Below are 19,715 nucleotides of genomic sequence, written 5' to 3' on the forward strand. Positions count from 1 at the left end.
TACTATATTGTATTACACAGTAGAATTTTATCAAGGACGATTACAATAAAATTTCATTGGACAATATTTGCAAAGCTTTAAATCATCGGTTTTTTCATAAATATTTTCGCTTAAAATATTTTTTGCTATCCTATCAATACTTTCTATGTCGAATGTTTTTTCATCAACTTTTATAAGCTCATCTTTTTCGATAAAATAAAGTAGCAAATCTTTTGTAGGAGCATCATTAATTTCCCTTAAATATTTGTAGGTGATTAATTGTTTTTGATAGGCTTTTAGGCTTTCCTCTGTGTAGGATCCTGTTTTAAAATCGATAATTGATCCATCAGAAAAAATGGCGTCGATATTTCCTTGAAGTATATAAAAATCCCTATCAGCCTTGTAATTCACCTCACTAGCAAGTATAGGAAAATCTTTTTCCCTAAAATTTCTTATAGAATTTTTGTAAGCTGGATTTTTTTCCAAGAAAATATTAAGATTATAATCTAGCTTTGGATTTTCCCTATTTTCCCCTATATATTGGCAAATTTGGTGAACTCTACTTCCAAAAATTAGACTTGGATTTTTTGGCAGGGTAAATCTTAATTTTCTAAGAAATTTATATTTTAATGGGCAAGACTCGTAAATTTCAATATCTGTTGTAAAGGCAAGAATTTCTTTTTCAATCTTTTCTTCATAGCGTATGAAATTAATAGTAGAAAGTTTTGAGCTATCATCAAGATTGTTGGCAAAATCAATTATCCTAGGATCTGTTGAATTATCCAAAATTACCAAGAGATTTTTTGCTCTGGTAAAGGCAGTGTAATATTTTCTGTAAAAATCAATTTCTTCCAAATTTTTTTCCTTAGATGAAATTTTATACTTTTCTAATATACCATCACTATTTGCTCTTGGAAAATCATTTAATCCTGATACAAAAACTACATCAAATTCAAGACCCTTGGAATTGTGTATGGTCATAAAATTTATAGCATCGTAAGTTTTATCGATTTCATCAAATTCCTTTATGGAATTGTTCTTGAAAAAATAGAAAATATAACCAAAAATAAATTCTAGAAAATAATTTTCCCTATCACTTGCAAAAATTTCCTCATATTCGCTAACTAGCTTTGTGAAAGTTCCTATATTATTTAAGGCTCTATCATTTTCCAAATCTCCAAGCTTTTTTCCTAAGATTTCCTTTAATTTTTTAAGCTCAAAAGACTTATAGATTATCTCGCTAATGGTTTTTGGACCAATATTTCTAATTTTTTCTATAAAACTATCTAGTTCTTTATTCTTAAAGCTTTGATCGTTAAAAAGCTCTGCTAAATATCTCCTAAAATATAATTTTTTCATTTCTTCGTAGGATAAATCTTTTTGATAGGAAAGATTTGACGGATAAGAGCTAAAAATTTTTACTAAAATGTAGATTAAAATCCTAATCTCATCCCTTTCAAAGAACTGACTTCTGCCCAAATTTAGAACTTTAAGTCCTCTTTTTTCCAAATAGTTTTGTAAATTTTTTGGATAATTAGAATTTAAAGTTGGAAATAAAAATCCAATCTGGTTAAGGGCGATTTTCTCATTTAAAATTTTGATAATCTTGTATAAATTTTCAAAATTATCAGCCCTAGCCCTTACTAGGCAGTTGGCATTTTCATTTTCATCAAAGGCCACAATTTCTTTTTTATTAACAATTCCACTTGTATTTAAAAATTTCTGTGCCTTATCAATTATAGCTTGATTTGACCTATAATTAATATCCAATTTGTAAAAATTCGCAGAAACACCCAATTTTTCCTGACAAATCTCATCAAAATTTGTGATATTTTTAGGATCTGCTCCTCTAAATCTGTAAAGAGCCTGGTCGTCATCTCCAAAAACCATGATATTTTTGCCCTTTAATAATTTAAAGGCAATTTCTTGTTGGATAAAATTTGTATCTTGGTACTCGTCGATTATTACAAAATCGATGGAATTTCTGATCTGATCTCCAGTTTCCTTATCAGCAAGTAGGTCGTAAAAATTTTTCAAAATCATTTGAAAATTCAACAAATGATTATCTTTTAGAAGTTTTACGTGGCTTTGGTAAATTTCATAGGCAAATCTATCTTTTGGATCTTTTGAATTTTTAAGGGCTCCAAGATCAATAAGATTGTTGGTAATTTCTGCAAAAATCCCTTGGATTTCCAAAACTTTATTTGCTCCCAAATATTTGTCAAAACCATCTATTTTTTCAAATAAGGATAGGTTTTTTTCTAACAAATATTGCTCAAAGTATGAATCTATAACTTTTTCTTTGAAAAAATCATCGTCAAGTTTTTTGTATTTATCTATATAAATATTTGCCAGAGAGTGAAAATTACCGATTTTTAGGTCAATTAAGTTGGAATTTATTCCCTCTTTCTTAAATTCGCTGATGATTCTAGTATTTAATTCCTTACTGGCTTTTTTTGTAAAAGTTGTAATTAGAATTTTATTGGCGGCAATTCCCTCGACTTTTATAAGTTCAATAACTTTTTTTACAATAGTAAAAGTCTTGCCAGTTCCTGGCCCTGCAATGATTGCTGCTGGAGTTTTTGCATCATATATTACTTCTTTTTGTTTGTCATTAATCATAAGACCAACTCATAGGCGAATCTTTTTATAAAAACGCCGCTATCATCAATAAAAATTTCTCCTACATAAGAAAAATTCATTTTGCTAATCAAAGATCTCATCCTAAAATTATCCTCGTGAGTATCGATTCTTAGACAATCTTTGCCTCTTTTTTTGGCTTTTTTTATAATTTCATCAAAAAAAATACTTGCAAGGCCTTCTCCTCTGTGATCTGTGTCCACACAAAAAGTATGGATTACGAAATAATTTTCTCCCTTCATTTTATTTTTAATAGGCTCGTAGGTCTTTTCTTCTTCATCGGATAAAAAAGCGTAGGCTAATATTTCTCCGTTTTTTTCAAGAACATAGGATTTGCCACTTGATATTTGACGGATCAAAAGTTTTTCATCTGGATTTCCTCTTTGCCATTGGTCTACACAGTCATTTTTTAGTGAAATTTTTGCTTTTTTTATAATTTCTTTAATTTTTTCTAAATCATTTGTATTTGCTTTTCTCATAAGATTATTATACCATTTGACTTTAATGTAATTTGTTAAATTTAGGGTAAAATTTATGTATAGAGTAAATTATAGAATTAAAAAAGAGGTGTAAATGTACGATTATTTAATTATAGGTAACGGCATAGCAGGTCTTGCCGCTGCAGAAGAAATAAGAAAAAACGATGAAAATGGTAAAATTTTAATAGTTTCAAAAGAAGAAATACCAACATACTGGAGAACAAGACTTTCAGCTTTGATAGCTAAAGATTTTGACAAAGATGATATATATGTCAAAAAAGATGCTTGGTACCAAGAAAAAAATATCGAAGAAAAGTTAGATACTGAAGTTGAAAAACTAGATTTAGAAAATAATAAGGCTATTTTGGCAAATGGAGAAGAAATAGAATATGGGAAAGTTCTTTTGGCAACTGGAGCAAGAGCTTTCGTTCCTCCAATCAAAAATGTTGAAAGCAAGGGCGTATTTGCTATAAGAAGTCTTGATGATTTGATAAGTTTTAAAGAATATGCTGCTGATAAGAAAGAAGTTGTAATAATTGGTGGAGGAATCCTAGGTCTTGAAGCTGCTTTTTCTGTAAAGGAATTAGGCAAAGAAGTTTCTGTTATCGAGGCAGCTGATTATATTCTAAATCGTCAATTAGATCATGCGCTTTCTAAAAAACTTGAAGAATCATTAAATGAAATGGGCATCAAAACTTATACTGGCAAAGCAACAGAAGAAATTTTGGCAAATGATGGCAAAGTTTCTGGCATCAAACTTTCTAACGGTGAAGAAATAAAAGCAGATGTGATAATGGTTCAAGCAGGAGTTAGATCAATTATCGATCTAGCAAAAAATTCTAATCTTGAAGTTGACCGTGGAATAATTGTTAATGACAATTTACAAAGCAAAAAAGAAAATGTATATGCTGCAGGCGACTGTGCACAAATTGGAAACTTTACCATTGGTCTATGGACGGCAAGTCAAGAAATGGGCAAAATTGTCGGTCGCAATATGACTGGGGCAAAGGAAACTTACGAAAAACCAAAACCATTTTCAACTTTGATGATTGGAAATATCAAAGTATTTTCAGCAGGAATGACTTCTGGAGAAGGCATTGAAGAAATGAAAGCCGAAAAAGATGGCAATATCTACAAACTTTTCAAAAAAGACGGCAAATTTGTAGGTGGCATCCTTTGGAATGATATAAAAATGCAAAATGATGTAAAAGACCTTGTCTTTAACGGCAAAAATTTAGAAGATACAAAATTAGCAGAAATTTTCAAATAATTCTTTCAAAAAAACAGCTGACTTAGATTTTTTCTAAGCAGCTGTTTTTCTTTTTATAGTTTCATTGAATTTTGTCTACGTCTTAATCTTGTTATGGTAGCTTTTTCGTCAATTTCTACCATGGACATATCTATAAGACTATCTTTTTTGATATCACAAATTGCCTTGGTTTTTGGTGTTATCATACCTATTGGCAACAAATCTTCATCAATTGAGCGAACATGGCTTGTTAGTTTGCCAAAAACTTTTTCTGAACCAATTCCATCCAAAGTTTCACCTTTTTTGATATCTCTTTTTGCAACTGTGACTGTATCTGCAACTTGGCCTTGAATTGGAACTATAGTGGCTTCATTTTCCACAACTGCCTTATAAATTGTAATTGGCGCTTCAAGGCTTGTTAGATGGTATGGCCTATACATCAAATAATTTGGTCCATCACCAAAGCCTAAAAATTTCATCAAATCTCTTACATCTTCCTTATCACTTGTAACGATGATGAAAACTCCAGGTGCCATTCCTTGGGAAAATTCTACGACCTTATAATTATTTAAAATTCCCCCATCTTTTTTTAATTTAAAATCTTCGACAGCTGTTTCTGGACTTGTTTTTATTCCATGGCAACCAAAGGTATCTGGCAAAAATCCAAGAGCATTGCAAACACTATTTAGCTCTATCATAGTGTTAGTTCCATCTACAAAACTAGTTAGCATTTTTGGATTAAGATCTTTTTCTTTAGCTTCTTCCATAAGATTTTCTGGAGTTTGGTAATTATCAAGTCTGTTATTTTTGCCCTTAGCGGCTACCAAAACTTCAAGTCCCATACCAAAAGCATATTCGCAAAGATCAATTATAGCTCCCGGCTCATCTCCCAAAATTCCAGTATAAACAACTCCAGCTTTTCTTGCCATATCTGCCAAAACAGGTCCAACTGTCGCTTCACATTCCACATTAAAAGAAATCATGTGTTTATGATATTGGATAGTTTTTCTTGCAATAACTGCCCCAAAAGGAGGATTTCCCGTACAATCGATAACTGCATTTATTTGCAAAAGTTTGTAAGAAAGTCTGTAATTTGTTGAAACACAAACATAACCCTTTTCCAAAATTTCATAGCCTTCGTTATAATCATCTGTATAAATTATCTTATCTTCATTAACTCCAGATTTTACCAAGGCTTTGATAGCTTTTTGCGGAGTTTTATCGACTACAAGCTTAACCTCCATGGCATCGATATTTGCAAGCTGTGAAATAAGAGAAGTTCCCATTTTCCCACAGCCAATTATAGCAAGTTTTATCGACTCGCCGTTATATTTCATTTCATTTAAATTTCTACTAATTTTAAACATTTAAGCTCCTTAAATAATCAGCTAAAACTTTTGCAGAAGATGCTGCCCATTGGATATTATAGCCTCCACAAGCTCCATTAACATCCAAAATTTCTCCGATAAAGAACACATTCGGGAAAATTTTTGACTCCATAGTTTTAGGATTTACAAATTTAGTGTCAACTCCACCAATTGTCAGCTGGGCATTTTCACAATCGTGAATTTTTGTAATTTCAAAGCTTAGATTTTTTAAAGTTTTAACTAATTTTTTCAAGTCGTAAGTTTTTAATTCACATAATTTTTTCTTAGGACTTAGCTCTAGCAATTTAATTACATCTCCTATAAGCTTCTCATTTATTATACCGATTAATAAATCGTATAAAGATTTATTTGGAAAATTATTTCTTATTTTTTCTAAAAAATCATAAAATTCATCGTAAGTTTTCTCTGGATAAAAGTCAACTTCAACAGATGCTTTTTTCTTATCTCTTAAAGCAAGAGATAGGTCATTTGAAATATCCAAAATTGCAGTGCCAGTAAGTCCATAATCTTGAAAAATTATATCATCTATTGATGATTTTATAAATTTTCCTTCCACAAACAAGCTAGCCTTGCCGGTAATTCTCGTTCCCTTGGTTTTTTTGCTAAATTTTTCTTTACTTTCAAAATTTGTAATCCCATAGGTCATTTTTGTAAGAGGAATTTCATTTCTTATTAAAGCAAAAATTTTGCCATCAGATCCAGAATTTGCCAAGCTTTTGCCACCTGTTGCAAAAACTAATTTGTCATAGGCATATGATTTTTCATTAGTTACAACTTCTTTTTTTGAAAAATCTATAGCTTCTACTTCTTGATTAAAGATAAATTTAGCATTTTCTTTTGAAGAATTATACAAAGCATCTCTAATTGTTTTACTTGACATGGTTTTTGGATAACATCTGCCAGAAGGAAGATTTGTCGTTGCAATTCCAATATCATTTAGATATTTTATCAAATCGTAATTTGTAAAATTATCTAAGGCATATTTGAAAAAGTCTTCATTTTCTGATTTATAAAAATCGTATGAAAAATTTAGATTTGTAAAGTTACAGCGACCATTTCCACTTGCAAGTAATTTTCTGCCAGAAAATTCGTTTTTTTCTAAAATTGTAAGTTCACCACAGTCCATAAAATTTGCAAAAAATAAGCCTGCAACTCCTGCTCCAATTACTAAGATTTTCATATTTCCCTTAAAGCTTCGAGTATGGTTTCATATTCATTATAATATGTTTTTTCGTTGCCGTGATGTTTTAGAAATCTTTCTTCGCCCTTGCCAAGAGTTACTATATAATCGCCTTTGTTGGCGTTTTTTATAGCCCATTTGATGGCTTCTTTGCGATTTTCGATCTTTATATATTCTCCATGAAATTCTTCAATTCCAGAAATTACATCACTTGTTATATTTTCATAAGTATCAAATTTATTATCATCTGTTGTAAGAACTGCAAATACCTTGTTTTTGGCACAAACATTTCCAGTAGATTTTCTAAATTCATAATTTCTATCCCCATTTACTCCAAAAACTGCGTAAGTTTTTACATCTTTTGGAATTGTCTTAAAAAGCGAATCAAAAGCTACTGGGGTGTGAGCAAAATCTATTACTATATTTTTGCCCAAATCATTTTCTATAAATTGAAATCTTGATGGAATTCCTTTAAATTTGATGAGATTTTCTGAGATTTCTTTAAGATCAACGCCCATCTGATTTAGACAAGTTATGGCAGCAAGTGAGTTATAAACTTCATAATCTGCTATGGAATTAATAGTAAAATCTTGATCTTTTACTTTAAAATGTGTAGTTTTTTCTATTTTTTTGACCTCATAAGCTCTATAATCAGAGCCTTCATTTAGCCCAAAAGTAATTACATCATCAAAAAGTTCTTTAGATTTTCTCCCATAAGGATCGTCAAAATTTGCAATTTTTACCTTGCTAACCTCAAAAAGTTTCATTTTTGCAGAAAAATAATTATCCATTGTCTTATGATAATCTAAATGCTCTGCTGAAAGATTTGTAAAAACTCCGTAATCGAAATTTATTCCCAAAAGTCTGTTTTGGTCAAGGCCGTGGGAGCTTGCTTCAATTACAGCCCTATTAATATTTTTTTCAAGACTTTCATTTAAAACTTTGTTTATGAAAAATATATTAGGTGTTGTGTTTGGAGTTTCAATCCTTTGACCATTTACAAAGGCTCCGTCTGTGCCAATGTTTGTGGCAGATCCAAAAATTTCCTTAATCAAAAAATAAATCAAAGAAGCAGTTGTGGTTTTGCCGTTGGTGCCAGTTACTCCAACAAGGGTCATTTTTTTTGCTGGAAAATCTGCCAAAATATTTGAAATTTCTGAGGTTATTTTTCTGCTATCAGAAACTTTTATGTAATTGATATTATCCAAATAATCAATATCTTCAGTGTGGATTATAGTTTTTGCTCCATATTTTATTGCATCTTCTATGTATTTATGACCATCTAAGACATTGCCCTTGATTGCAGCAAAAGTATCAGCATGGCTACAATCCTTGGAATTATTGCTAATTTCTTTTATTTCAAAATCATTTTGTTTTTTTGCTGATATATAAGAAATTTTCTTAATCAATTGTTCAAATTTCAATGTATTATATATCCTTTCTTAATAATTACATCTCTAATTTTATTTACATGATCCATACCATTTGTTTCTAGGGTAATTTCTACATTTATATTTTTATATCTGCTTGAAGCTTTTAGGCTATCATGGTTTATTGAAATAACATTGGCCTTGGTATAAGCAATATCAGATAAAAGTGCCTGAAGTTTTCCTGGAATATTTGGTATTTCTACAGTAATTCTTGTAATTCTTCCTGTTTCATATAGACCTCTATTTATAAGTTGAGAAATAAAGCTCATATCGATATTACCACCACTTACAAGTGAAACTACGTTTTTGTTATAAAAATTTAATTTGCTCAAGGCTGCTAAGGACAAGGCCCCTGATGGTTCTGCTATTAATTTGTGACGCTCCATTAGGCTAATTAGTGCCATTAAAATTTCTTCATCACTAACACTTACCCAATCATCTACATAATCTTTAGCTATTTCATAAGTGTATTTGCCAACTTCAGCAACAGCAGTTCCATCTGCTATGGTATCAACTCCGTCTAATTTTACTATTTTACCTTTTTTGATTGCCTCTTGCATGGAAGCTGCACTTACTGGCTCTACGCCAATTACTTTTATTAAAGGACTAATTTGTTTGATACATTTGGCAAGACCTGCTATAAGGCCGCCACCGCCAACTGGAACTATCACATAATCCACATATTCAAGTTCATCGACAATTTCTAAGGCTATGGTTCCTTGACCTTCTATAACGTCCAAATCATCAAATGGCGGAATAAAGGTAAAGCCTTTTTCTTCGGCTAATTTTATGGCATGCTCTTTACATTCGTCAAAATTTTCTCCATATAAAACGACATTTGCCCCATATTTTAAAGTTCCCTCGACTTTTATCATCGGAGTTTGCTCCGGCATACAAATTGTAGCATCAATTCCTAATTTATTGGCAGAAAAAGCTACCCCTTGGGCGTGATTTCCAGCTGATGCTGTAATAATTCCCTTTTCTTTTTGACTATCATCAAGTTTTGATAACTTATTGTAGGCACCTCTTATCTTAAAAGATCCAGTTTTTTGCAAATTCTCCGGTTTTATGTACACATTGTTATTTGACAAATCTGAAAAATAATCTGAATAAAACAAATGAGTTTTGTTTATTACTTGGTCAACTCTTTCTTTAGCACTTATAAAATCAAACATTGTATTCCTCCTAGTCATATTATAGCATTTTTTTAAAACTAATATATAAAAACAGAAAAAAACTGTTGCTTGCAAAACTTTTATCTAAAGTTCATTTAGCAACAGTTTTTAATTTTATAGGCCTAATTTTTTTTCAATAGCTGCCTTATCAAATCCTACGATGTCCTCACCATCGATATTTATTACTGGAACTCCTCTGTATCCTTTGGAAACAAGGTATTCCACAGCATCTGGATTCTCATCGATGTTCATTTCTTTAAATTCGATATTATTTTCATTAAAATATTGTTTTGCAGCCTTGCAAAAAACACAAGTATTTGATGTATAAATTTTTATTTCTGCCATTATTAACTCCTTTTATATTCTACTTAAAGATTTATACCCGATTTTTTATAAAATATCAGCTAATTTGATAAAATCATCTAAAGATAAATTTTCAGCTCGTAAATTTTCCTTAAGGCCTGTTTTTTCAAAGGCTATTTTAAGATCATCTTTATTTGCCACATCCGATAATGAATTTAAAATCGTCTTTCTTCTTTTGTTAAAGCCTGCTCTAACAAGATTAAATAATTTCTTTTGATCAACTTTTTCATCATAAATTCTAAGTTTTAGATTCAAAATGCTTGAATCAATTTTTGGCTGAGGCATAAAGACTGTTTTTGGCAAATTCACCAAAATTTTGGCATCGCTATAAAATTTAACAAAGACTGACAGTGACGAATAATCTTTGTCATTAGCACTTGCCACCATCCTTTGAGCAACTTCTTTTTGAACCATAATGGTCATATCCTTGCAAGGGAAATTAGATGTGATTAGTAGTTCGATTATTGGCGTTGTGATGTAGTAGGGAAGATTTGAAACAACCTTAAAACTTTGATTGTTAAATTCTTCTTCTATAAGTTTTTTTAGGTCGACTTTTAAGATATCTTGGTTGATAACTTTGACATTTGAAAATTCTTCAAGATTTTGCTTTAATATTGGAATTAAATTTTCATCTATCTCTACTGCTAGGACTTTTTTGGCTGTTTTTGCCATTTCATAAGTGATAGTTCCAATTCCAGGCCCAATTTCAAGGACATTTTCATTTTCTATATCTGCTATATCAATTATTTTATCTACAAAATTCTTATCGATTAGGAAATTTTGTCCAAGAGATTTTTTGAATTTAAAATCGTAGAGATCTATTATCTCTTTTACAATTTTTGGTGAATAAAGTTTTTTCATAATTTTTCTACCGCCTGGTTAAAGTCTTCTCTTTTGATTCCAAATGAATTTAGTTTGGATAAGAGTTGTTTGGAATTGTAATAGCCTATACCCAATAAATCTCCAAGCTTTTCGCGTCTAATCTTGGAGTTTTTGCCTATGGTTAGGTCATTTTCTAACAAATCAGCCATGGTAAATTCATTTCTTTTTTCAACAACTTCCGCTTTAGCTCTATTTAATGCTTCTATTATAACTTGAGGATCTGCATTTTCTACTCCCAAGTCATTTTTTTTGATAGCATTTTTTCTGTCGATATAGGCGTCTTTGGCTGTTGGAATCTCTCTTTTTATCCTGGCTCTGATTTTTTTTCCAGCATAATCTGGATCTGTCAAAATTATTATCCCCGTAAGGTCATTTATTTTTTTAAGTTTTTCTATCAAATCCTTGCCAAAGCTTAGACCATTTGTGCAAATCATCTCGCAATCTACTGCTCTTTTTACATTTGCTATGTCATCTTTGCCTTCGACAACTATTGTTTCTTTAATCATAAATTAAAAAACTCCTTGGTATTGTTGTAAGTTTTTTTACAAAGCTTTTCTAATTTCATATCCCTAAGTTCGGCGATTTTTCTTGCTACTTCGATGATTTTTCTTGGATCATTTCTAAGTCCTCTGTAAGGCTCTGGGCTAAGGTAAGGACTATCTGTTTCAAGCATTAATCTATCCAAATTTACATTTCTTGCGGCAATTTGTTCATTTTTGCCATTGGAAAACGTTACAACTCCGCCAATAGAGATGTAAAAACCCATATTCATATAAGTTTCTAAAGTTTCCAAATCATCAGAAAAGCAATGAATTTGAATTTTTAAGTCTGTGAAATTTTTTAAAATCTCAATAGTATCTTCTTTTGAAGATCTTTGATGGATAACTGCTGGCAAATTTAATTTTCTTGCCAAATCAAGCTGTTTTATAAAAATTTCTTTTTGTTTTTCCTTATTGTCATCTCTCCAATAATAATCAAGACCGATTTCACCTATTGCTACGATTTTTTCATTTTTTGCTAAATCTTCAATTTTTTCCAAATCGCAATCGCCTATATGGTCGACTTCTTCTGGATGAAGGCCTACCATGGGGTAGATGTTATCGTAAGCTTTTGAAAGTTTAATATTTTCTAGTGAATCTTCTAGGTTTGTGGCTGGCAAGATGAGGGCATTTACAGAAAAATTAGACAGGTCACTAATTATAAATGACCTGTCATTGTCAAACTTGCCATCGCAAATATGGCAGTGTGAATCAATTAATTTCATTATGAAACCTTACTTCCTGGCTTCATATCGCTTAGGGTGGTTAAAATTGATAAGTCTTCATCAAATTCTGCTGATAAAATCATTCCCTGGCTTTCAATGCCACGCATTTTTCGAGGAGCAAGGTTTTTAACCACTATAACATTTTTGCCAACTAAATCGCTTGGCTCATACCATTTTTTGATGCCAGAAATGATTGTTCTTGGCTTATCTTCGCCAATATCAACGCTAAATACTAATAATTTGTCAGCATCTGGATGATTTTTGCATTCCAAAACTTTGCCAACGACAAAATCAACTTTGGCAAAATCGTCATAAGAGATTTCATTTTTTTCTTCTTCTTTTTCGCTTGATTTATTCTTGCCAAGTCTTTTTTCGATTAGGGCATTGTTTTTATCGTGTAATTTTTCTAATTCTTTGTCTATATCCAATCTATCAAATAAATTAGCACCCTTATTTACCTTTAATCCTTCTTCTAGAAGTCCAAATTCTCCCGCAGAAACAAAGCCTTTATTTTCGCAAGCAAGTTTTTTCAAAATTTCCTTGCTGGTATTTTTCATCACTGGCTCTATTAATTGAGCTACAATTCTTAAAGATTCTGCCAAATTATATAAAACAGTGTTTAATCTTTCTTTGTTAGCTTCATCTCTTCCCAAAATCCAAGGCTCAGTTTCATCTACATATTTGTTGGCACGTCTGATGAAAGTCCAAAGGCTTTGTAGGGCATCGTTAAATTTAAAGGCATCCATTTGACTTACAAAATTATGGTAAGTTTCATTTGCTAAAGCTTTTAACTGATCATCAACATCCTCAGAAACACTTCCTTTAGCGATTATGCCACCGTTATATTTATCAATCATTGATGTAGTTCTTGAAAGAAGATTACCCAAGTCATTTACTAAGTCGGAATTATATCTTTCCATAAATTTTCTGCTTGAGAAATTTCCATCAGAACCAAAATTAAATTCACGAAGAACAAAATATTTTAGGGCGTCCACTCCATAAAGCTCACAAAGTGGTTCTGGATACATGATATTTCCCTTAGATTTGCTCATCTTATCGTTATCAAACAAAATCCAACCATGGGCAAAAACTTTTTCTGGAAGTGGCAAATCAAGAGCCATCAAAAGTGCTGGCCAAATAATAGTGTGAAATCTTACTATATCTTTGCCTATTAAATGAACGCTTGCTGGCCAATATTTATTAAATTTCTCCTTATCATCTCCATAACCAATGGCTGATAAATAACAAGATAAGGCGTCAATCCAAACATAAACTACATGCTTATTATCAAAAGGAACATCAACTCCCCAATCAAAAGAATTACGGGTTACAGATAAATCTGTAAGGCCTTTCTCGATAAAATTGTTAAGCATTTCTTTTTGTCTAAATTGAGGTTCTAGAAATTCTGGATGATTTTTAAATAGTTCCTTTAATTTATCTTCGTATTTTGAAAGTCTAAAAAAGTAAGTTTCTTCTTCTTGATATTCCACATCTCTTCCGCAATCAGGGCATTTGCCATCTACTAATTGAGCTTCAGTCCAAAAAGCTTCGCAAGGTGTGCAATAATATCCTTTGTATTCACCCTTGTAAATATCGCCTTTTTCATAAAGTTTGGTAAAAATATTTTTTACATCATCTTCATGTTGGGCTTCTGTTGAGCGGATAAAACAATCATAATCAATTTCAAGTTTTTTCCAAAGTTCTATGGTTTCTTCTGCAATTTTATCTACAAATTCTTTAGGAGATTTGCCAGCATTTATTGCGCTTCTCATGATTTTTTGACCATGCTCATCAGTTCCTGTTGTAAGATAAGCATCATAGCCTTGTAAATTTTTATATCTTTTTAAAACATCTGCGATAATTGAAGTATAAGTATTTCCAATATGTAAGTTGCTATTAGGATAATATATTGGAGTGGTTATATAATATGGTTTTTTCTCTGTCATTACTAATCCTTTCGATTGAAATATAATTATATTTTACTTCTTTTAAGCTTTATTTCATTTTCCTTGTTAATTGCTAATAAAAGTGTATACTAAAAATAAATATAAACTTATAAGAAAGACCAGTAGGATTATTCCGAATTACAACTTTTTTTTGTTTTACGCCAGCCTTGGGTCTGTCAAGGCATAGAGTATAAAAAGAGGTGGTACCGCGATTTTCGCCCTCTTATGCTCTTTTTTTGTGCTTATTTTTAGGAGGAATTATGTTACACACTTACAAAAAAGAATACGATAATATTTTTGACGAGCTAGTTGATCGTGGATATTATGAACAATCTACAAATGAAGAAGAACTAAAGAAAAAACTTAAAAATGAATCCGTTAAATTTTATTGTGGCTTTGACGCTACTGCAGATTCTCTAACTGTTGGCCATTTAATTCAAATTATGGTTATGATGCGCATGCAAAATTATGGTCATAGACCTGTTGCCCTACTAGGTGGCGGAACAACCCTAATCGGTGACCCATCAGGAAGAAGCGATATGCGACAAGTTATGACAGTAGAAAAAATAAACCACAATGCAGACTGTTTTTACAAACAATTCCAAAGATTTTTGGATTTTTCTGATGGAAAAGCAACTTTGTTAAATAACAAAGATTGGCTACTTGAGTTAAAATTCTTAGAATTTTTAAGAGATGTCGGTAGCGAATTTTTGGTAAATGAAATGCTTAAAAAAGATGCCTACAAAAATCGTATGGCAGCTGGCGGCCTTACATTTTTTGAATTTTCTTATATGCTTTTGCAATCCTACGATTTTCTTAAAATGTATAGAGATGATGGAGTTACTCTTGAAATAGGCGGCTCTGACCAATGGTCAAACATCATAGGTGGAGTTGATCTAATCAAAAAACACGAAAATGGCGAAGCTTACGGAATGACTTTTTCACTTCTTACAACAGCTGATGGAGTAAAAATGGGCAAAAGTCAAAAAGGAGCTGTATGGCTAGATAGCGAAAAGACAAGTCCTTATGAACTTTTCCAATATATGAGAAATGTAGATGATAGAGATGTTGAAAAATTCCTATTGCAATTGACATTTTTACCAACTGAAGAATGTAGGAAATTAGGGCAAGCCAAAGATGCAGGAGAAATAAACCGCGCTAAAGAAATCTTAGCCTTTGAGATTACAAAATTAGTCCATGGCGAAGAAGAAGCAAAGAAGGCCCTTGATGCTGCAAAAGCTTTATTTGCCGGAGCTGGCAATGAAGATGCTATGCCAACTACAAATATCAGCAAAAATGATTTGCCAAAGGGACTTTTGCAAATGATGACAGACCTTGGACTTACAAAATCTAATGGAGAAGCAAGAAGACTTGTAAGCCAAGGCGGCGTTTCTATCGATGATGAAAAAATCACAGATACTGGCTTTGAGATTACAGAAGATTTGTTTAAAGATGGAAAAATAATAATAAGAAAAGGTAAAAAAGTTTTCCACAGAGTATTGATAGGATAATTTTTAAAAAAGATTTAAATAAAAAAGCAATCACTGGGCTAAATAGCTAAATGATTGCTTTTTTACTGTTTGTGTTTACGCATGTACTATTCTATCGGTTATTTTATATTGGAGACCTTTACCGATAGCTATTAATTTTTCAACAATTACTATATTAATTTTTCTTAACTAATACGTTTTTTAATTCTATGTTTTTATCCACCATCGCCTTATACTCAGTCCTAATTTTATTATACATTTCAAAAAGCTTTAGTTTTGCTTCCTTATTTTTATAAACTTTGAAATAACCACTGCATAAATAATTTTTGCCATTATTTTCTATAAATCCCATGACATCTTCGTAAGGATATCCCAAAAATAGTCCAATTTCATGGGGAAAATTATTGGCCAAAAGTTTTTTTTGCAAACATTTTATGCAAGTATCAAGGTTATTTGTCTGATAACCACAAGAAGTCAAATAAATTTTTGTTTGTTTGGAATTTATTGATTCAAGTAGATTAGCCTTTCTAAAACAAAGTATTGAGGATGTATTTTTTCTCTTTGAGATAAGGATAAAGTAAATATCAATCTTGTTAAAATCCTTATTCCAAACTTTTATCAAATAATCCACATCATAGGCTTCATTGGAAATAGTAAATAAATTAGCAGGCTTAATTTTGCCTAAAACTTGGCTACAGTATAAAGCTAAAATTTCATCCGCCATCTACAATTTTGCAAGGAGATCATCTGCTAAATCTTTACAAGCATCAATTGCCTCATCATCAGGATAGTCATAAGCTGCGAGTCCATCAGAAGCAAGGTTGATATTGTCATTTTCACATCTTTCTTGCCAAGTTCTCATCCATTCTCCATCATTCCACTCATAAGAACCAAATATCACAACAGGTTTTCCTGCTAAATCATTTTCAACGCTTGCAAACATTGGTTCAAATTCGCTATCTTCTAGCTCTTCATTTCCCATCGCTGGGCAACCAAAAGCAAATCCATCAAATTCTTTAATTCTATCTTTTGAAAATTCGCCGCAAGTTACAAATAAAGCTTCGTTCTTCTCATTTATTCTATTTGCAATAGCATTTGCCATTGCTTCTGTATTACCGGTTCCTGACCAGTAAATTATTGCTATTTTTGCCATAATTTTCTCCTTAAATTTTATTTGATATTATTATATCATATTATGATATTGATTATCAATACCATAATGTGAAATTTTTGATTTTTTTAAACTTTTTTGAAAAAAATATAAAAAAACTAATCCAAGAAAACAAGGATTAGTTTTTAAATTCATTATTTGTTGTTAAATAATTTATTATTATTATGGCAAGAGCAGTCCTTACAGCCTGTTTTGTTGTCATTTACTATAAATCTTTTATAGACTATATATGCACAAAGACAAACTATTAATATTAGTAAAATCCATGATTGTAAATTCATAAATCCTCCAAATCTTAGGCAAGTTCTGCCTTAAATGTTTCACTTTCTTTTCTAGCTTTTGCCGGTCTAAATAATAAGTATAACATTACAATCAATAATGCTAGAGCTATAGCTGTTGTAATTGTGAAAATTCCATTAGCAAATAGGTTGGCAAATTGGTAGAATATAAAGCTTATTACATAAGCAAAGCACATTTGATAAGTCACTGTTATTAAAGTCCACTTGTTATCTCCCATTTCAGTTTTTATTGCACCAACTGCAGCAAAGCATGGCATACAAAGCATATTAAATAGTAAGAATGAATAGCCAGCTATTGGAGTTCCTATTGCAGCGTTGAAAGCAGCTAATAGTTCTGGACTTTCTTCTGTTACATCAGCTCCAAGCCCTAAAACAATTCCCATGGTATTTACAACATTTTCTTTTGCTACAAAGCCTGAAACTGTTGCAACTACGCCTTGCCAAGTTCCAAAACCAACAGGTTTAAATATAAAACCAATTTTTGATCCAATAACTCCTATAATTGAATTTGCACCATCTTCTTCAACTAAATTTAAGCTAAAGTCAAAGTTAGTTAAAAACCAAATTACTATAGCTGAAAGTAAGATTATCGTTCCAGCACGTTTTGCGTAAGATTTTGATTTATTAAAGACATCTTGTAATACTGAGGTTGCTCTTGGAGCATGGTATGGAGGTAATTCCATTATGAAAGGAGCTGGATCTGATTGTAATATTTTAAATTTCTTTAAAATAATTCCACTAATAACTATTGCTAAAATTCCAACAAAGTAGAAAGAAAATGTAATTAGTGATCTATTTGTAGGGAAAAATGCACCTGCTATAAGAGCAATTACAGGAAGTTTTGCTCCACATGGCATAAATGAGGTAGTCATTACTGTTAATCTTCTATCTCTATCATTTTCTATAGTTCTAGATGCTTGGATTCCAGGAACTGCACAGCCTGTTGATACCATTGCTGGAATAAAAGATTTTCCTGAAAGACCAAATCTTCTAAAAATTCTATCCATAATAAATGCAACTCTTGACATATAACCTATATCTTCAAGTATTGATAAAAGAGCAAATAATACCATCATTTGTGGCAAAAATCCAAGAACAGCACCAACGCCGGCAAATATACCATCAGTTATAAGTCCACTAAGAACTTCATTTATTTGCATAGATTCTAAAAGTGATCCAACAGCTGGAATTAAAGTATCATCAAAAAATCCATTTACAGCTTCAGTTGCCATTGTTCCTGGTGAATACTTATTAACGGCTAGTGAATAAACCACAAACATTACAAGGGCAAAAATTGGAAGACCCAAAATTCTTGATGTTACAATCTTATCTATCTTATCAGTTGTACTTAACTTTGGAGCTGCTTTTTTCAATATTTTTTCGCTTAAAGTTTCAAGCGCATCGTATCTTTCGCTAGTAATTATAGATTCAGCATCATCATCTAAATCTTCTTCTATTTTTTCTCTCATATCTAAGATTTTTTTCTTATCTACTTCTGATAAAGAAATTTTATCTAACATTTCTTCATCATTTTCAAAAGCTTTAATTGTATAGAAACGTGATAAATTATTATCCACATATGGATCTACAATATTTTTGATATCCAAAAGCGAATTTTCCAAATTGTTTTCATAGACGAAATAATTAGGTTCGGTTTTCTTATCGATTTCTTTATTTATCTCTGCTATTAAATTTTTAATTCCAACTTTTCTGCTGGCAACAATCTCAATTACAGGACATCCTATAGCTTTGCTAAGAGCATCTATATCTATGTAATCCCCTCTTTGCTTTACAATATCGGTCATATTTAAGGCGATTATTGTCGGTATTCCCAATTCCAAAAATTGGCTAGTTAAATATAAATTTCTAATTAAATTTGATCCATCGACTAAATCTACAATTAAATCTGGCCTTTCATTTACTAAATATTCTCTAGCAACTTTTTCTTCCAAAGTATAAGGTGATAGAGAATAAATTCCAGGCAAATCTTGGATAATTATTTCTTTATGTCCTTTTAGATTTCCTTCTTTTTTATCAACTGTAACCCCTGGCCAGTTTCCTACTCTTTGATTTGAGCCTGTTAAGGCATTAAAAAGAGTAGTCTTGCCTGAATTTGGGTTTCCAGCTAGTGCTACTTTAAATGTCATATTTTCTCCACAAGAATATTTTCTGCATCATGTTTTCTAATAGTAAGTTCATAACCTCTTAAATTAATTTGTACGGGATCGCCCAAAGGTGCGACTTTTCTTACAAAAAGTTCAGTTTTCTTTGTAATTCCCATATCCATTATTCTTCTTTTAGTAGGACCATCTCCTTCAATCTTTGCGACCCTTAGATTTTCGCCTACTTTAGCATCTCTTAAAGATTTCACTAAATAACCTCCCTAACATAAATTCTTTTTGCTATCTCTTTTGATAAAGCAAGTCTGTTTCCGTCAATTGCAAATATGTAATTTACTCCATCAAATCTTTGCAGAGTTATTTCTTTGCCCTTTACAATTCCCAGATCTGATAAATGTCTTTTCACTTCATCTTTTCCTTTTAAGTCGACAACTATAACCGTATCGCCTTCATTACATAAAGTTATCGGCATATATCCTCCTTTAAGAAATTTTATATATCTTTAAATTTTATTTTAAAAAATAGTGTTTTCTTATGTAATAAGTATACCATATCATATTTTAAAAAAATCACTTTATGAGTATATACCAACAACCTTAATATTTCAAGCTTGTGTAAAGAAAAATTTATTTTTAATTATATTAAAGCCTAAAAATAAAT

At 31.2% G+C, this 19,715-nt stretch carries 19 protein-coding genes; 2 read left to right on the plus strand and 17 right to left on the minus strand.

What is annotated here, in order from left to right; genetic code table 11:
* Window positions 1-30: 30 nt before the first annotated feature.
* Both CS884_RS06965 and CS884_RS06970 read right to left on the minus strand, forming a co-directional pair.
* Entirely contained in the window at window positions 31-2,601 is a 2,571-nt protein-coding gene (locus CS884_RS06965) for an ATP-dependent DNA helicase (protein ID WP_099321162.1), read from the minus strand.
* Window positions 2,598-3,098: a GNAT family N-acetyltransferase gene (locus CS884_RS06970; protein WP_099321163.1), complete on the minus strand. Its 501-nt coding sequence runs from the start codon at window positions 3,096-3,098 to the stop codon at window positions 2,598-2,600. The genes CS884_RS06965 and CS884_RS06970 overlap by 4 nt, the downstream gene beginning before the upstream one ends.
* 94 nt (window positions 3,099-3,192) lie before the next feature.
* Between CS884_RS06970 and CS884_RS06975 the strand changes: the two genes are divergently transcribed.
* Window positions 3,193-4,368: an NAD(P)/FAD-dependent oxidoreductase gene (locus CS884_RS06975; RefSeq protein WP_099321164.1), complete on the plus strand. Its 1,176-nt coding sequence runs from the start codon at window positions 3,193-3,195 to the stop codon at window positions 4,366-4,368.
* A gap of 53 nt (window positions 4,369-4,421) precedes the next feature.
* Here CS884_RS06975 and CS884_RS06980 read toward each other — a convergent pair whose 3' ends face one another.
* The 9 genes from CS884_RS06980 to metG form a co-directional block, all read right to left on the minus strand.
* Window positions 4,422-5,714, minus strand: a complete 1,293-nt coding sequence (locus CS884_RS06980; protein ID WP_099321165.1) for an NAD(P)H-dependent oxidoreductase — start codon at window positions 5,712-5,714, stop codon at window positions 4,422-4,424.
* Window positions 5,707-6,915: an aminoacetone oxidase family FAD-binding enzyme gene (locus CS884_RS06985; RefSeq protein WP_099321166.1), complete on the minus strand. Its 1,209-nt coding sequence runs from the start codon at window positions 6,913-6,915 to the stop codon at window positions 5,707-5,709. The genes CS884_RS06980 and CS884_RS06985 overlap by 8 nt, the downstream gene beginning before the upstream one ends.
* The gene (locus CS884_RS06990; protein WP_099321167.1) at window positions 6,912-8,339 is read right to left on the minus strand and encodes a UDP-N-acetylmuramoyl-L-alanyl-D-glutamate--2,6-diaminopimelate ligase; all 1,428 of its coding nucleotides are present in this window, start codon (window positions 8,337-8,339) and stop codon (window positions 6,912-6,914) included. Before CS884_RS06990 ends, CS884_RS06985 begins: the two co-directional genes overlap by 4 nt.
* Entirely contained in the window at window positions 8,336-9,520 is a 1,185-nt protein-coding gene (ilvA, locus tag CS884_RS06995; RefSeq protein ID WP_099321168.1) for a threonine ammonia-lyase, read from the minus strand. The genes CS884_RS06990 and ilvA overlap by 4 nt, the downstream gene beginning before the upstream one ends.
* A gap of 114 nt (window positions 9,521-9,634) precedes the next feature.
* Window positions 9,635-9,865: a glutaredoxin family protein gene (locus CS884_RS07000; RefSeq protein WP_099321169.1), complete on the minus strand. Its 231-nt coding sequence runs from the start codon at window positions 9,863-9,865 to the stop codon at window positions 9,635-9,637.
* A gap of 45 nt (window positions 9,866-9,910) precedes the next feature.
* Complete coding sequence (gene rsmA / locus CS884_RS07005) at window positions 9,911-10,744, minus strand: 16S rRNA (adenine(1518)-N(6)/adenine(1519)-N(6))-dimethyltransferase RsmA (protein ID WP_099321170.1); 834 nt, start codon at window positions 10,742-10,744, stop codon at window positions 9,911-9,913.
* Entirely contained in the window at window positions 10,741-11,271 is a 531-nt protein-coding gene (rnmV, locus tag CS884_RS07010) for a ribonuclease M5 (RefSeq protein ID WP_099321171.1), read from the minus strand. Before rnmV ends, rsmA begins: the two co-directional genes overlap by 4 nt.
* Complete coding sequence (locus tag CS884_RS07015) at window positions 11,268-12,029, minus strand: TatD family hydrolase (RefSeq protein WP_099321172.1); 762 nt, start codon at window positions 12,027-12,029, stop codon at window positions 11,268-11,270. Before CS884_RS07015 ends, rnmV begins: the two co-directional genes overlap by 4 nt.
* Entirely contained in the window at window positions 12,029-13,975 is a 1,947-nt protein-coding gene (gene metG, locus CS884_RS07020; RefSeq protein WP_099321173.1) for a methionine--tRNA ligase, read from the minus strand. Before metG ends, CS884_RS07015 begins: the two co-directional genes overlap by 1 nt.
* Window positions 13,976-14,235: 260 nt before the next feature.
* On the opposite strand from metG, the gene tyrS reads away from it, so the two are divergent.
* Complete coding sequence (tyrS, locus tag CS884_RS07025) at window positions 14,236-15,486, plus strand: tyrosine--tRNA ligase (protein WP_099321174.1); 1,251 nt, start codon at window positions 14,236-14,238, stop codon at window positions 15,484-15,486.
* A gap of 154 nt (window positions 15,487-15,640) precedes the next feature.
* Here tyrS and CS884_RS07030 read toward each other — a convergent pair whose 3' ends face one another.
* The 6 genes from CS884_RS07030 to CS884_RS07055 form a co-directional block, all read right to left on the minus strand.
* Window positions 15,641-16,189, minus strand: a complete 549-nt coding sequence (locus CS884_RS07030) for a DUF3793 family protein (protein WP_099321175.1) — start codon at window positions 16,187-16,189, stop codon at window positions 15,641-15,643.
* The gene (locus CS884_RS07035) at window positions 16,190-16,618 is read right to left on the minus strand and encodes a flavodoxin (RefSeq protein ID WP_099321176.1); all 429 of its coding nucleotides are present in this window, start codon (window positions 16,616-16,618) and stop codon (window positions 16,190-16,192) included. It lies immediately after the preceding gene.
* Window positions 16,619-16,770: 152 nt separating this feature from the next.
* The gene (locus CS884_RS07040; protein ID WP_099321177.1) at window positions 16,771-16,917 is read right to left on the minus strand and encodes a FeoB-associated Cys-rich membrane protein; all 147 of its coding nucleotides are present in this window, start codon (window positions 16,915-16,917) and stop codon (window positions 16,771-16,773) included.
* Between the two features lie 14 nt (window positions 16,918-16,931).
* Complete coding sequence (gene feoB, locus CS884_RS07045; protein WP_099321178.1) at window positions 16,932-19,082, minus strand: ferrous iron transport protein B; 2,151 nt, start codon at window positions 19,080-19,082, stop codon at window positions 16,932-16,934.
* Window positions 19,079-19,306, minus strand: a complete 228-nt coding sequence (locus tag CS884_RS07050; protein ID WP_099321179.1) for a FeoA family protein — start codon at window positions 19,304-19,306, stop codon at window positions 19,079-19,081. Before CS884_RS07050 ends, feoB begins: the two co-directional genes overlap by 4 nt.
* Window positions 19,306-19,527, minus strand: coding sequence for a FeoA family protein (locus tag CS884_RS07055; RefSeq protein ID WP_099321180.1), 222 nt, complete (start codon window positions 19,525-19,527; stop codon window positions 19,306-19,308). Before CS884_RS07055 ends, CS884_RS07050 begins: the two co-directional genes overlap by 1 nt.
* Window positions 19,528-19,715: the final 188 nt, after the last annotated feature.

The sequence above is a fragment of the Anaerococcus sp. Marseille-P3625 genome (genome assembly GCF_900232825.1).
Classification (GTDB): Bacteria; Bacillota; Clostridia; order Tissierellales; family Peptoniphilaceae; genus Anaerococcus.

Bases quoted from the DNA above. Each gene is read 5' to 3' on its own strand.
- CS884_RS06965 (WP_099321162.1), bottom strand. From the start codon at position 2,601: ATGATTAATGACAAACAAAAAGAAGTAATATATGATGCAAAAACTCCA.
- CS884_RS06970 (WP_099321163.1), bottom strand. From the start codon at position 3,098: ATGAGAAAAGCAAATACAAATGATTTAGAAAAAATTAAAGAAATTATA.
- CS884_RS06975 (WP_099321164.1), top strand. From the start codon at position 3,193: ATGTACGATTATTTAATTATAGGTAACGGCATAGCAGGTCTTGCCGCT.
- CS884_RS06980 (WP_099321165.1), bottom strand. From the start codon at position 5,714: ATGTTTAAAATTAGTAGAAATTTAAATGAAATGAAATATAACGGCGAG.
- CS884_RS06985 (WP_099321166.1), bottom strand. From the start codon at position 6,915: ATGAAAATCTTAGTAATTGGAGCAGGAGTTGCAGGCTTATTTTTTGCA.
- ilvA (WP_099321168.1), bottom strand. From the start codon at position 9,520: ATGTTTGATTTTATAAGTGCTAAAGAAAGAGTTGACCAAGTAATAAAC.
- CS884_RS07000 (WP_099321169.1), bottom strand. From the start codon at position 9,865: ATGGCAGAAATAAAAATTTATACATCAAATACTTGTGTTTTTTGCAAG.
- rsmA (WP_099321170.1), bottom strand. From the start codon at position 10,744: ATGAAAAAACTTTATTCACCAAAAATTGTAAAAGAGATAATAGATCTC.
- rnmV (WP_099321171.1), bottom strand. From the start codon at position 11,271: ATGATTAAAGAAACAATAGTTGTCGAAGGCAAAGATGACATAGCAAAT.
- CS884_RS07015 (WP_099321172.1), bottom strand. From the start codon at position 12,029: ATGAAATTAATTGATTCACACTGCCATATTTGCGATGGCAAGTTTGAC.
- metG (WP_099321173.1), bottom strand. From the start codon at position 13,975: ATGACAGAGAAAAAACCATATTATATAACCACTCCAATATATTATCCT.
- tyrS (WP_099321174.1), top strand. From the start codon at position 14,236: ATGTTACACACTTACAAAAAAGAATACGATAATATTTTTGACGAGCTA.
- CS884_RS07030 (WP_099321175.1), bottom strand. From the start codon at position 16,189: ATGGCGGATGAAATTTTAGCTTTATACTGTAGCCAAGTTTTAGGCAAA.
- CS884_RS07035 (WP_099321176.1), bottom strand. From the start codon at position 16,618: ATGGCAAAAATAGCAATAATTTACTGGTCAGGAACCGGTAATACAGAA.
- CS884_RS07040 (WP_099321177.1), bottom strand. From the start codon at position 16,917: ATGAATTTACAATCATGGATTTTACTAATATTAATAGTTTGTCTTTGT.
- feoB (WP_099321178.1), bottom strand. From the start codon at position 19,082: ATGACATTTAAAGTAGCACTAGCTGGAAACCCAAATTCAGGCAAGACT.
- CS884_RS07055 (WP_099321180.1), bottom strand. From the start codon at position 19,527: ATGCCGATAACTTTATGTAATGAAGGCGATACGGTTATAGTTGTCGAC.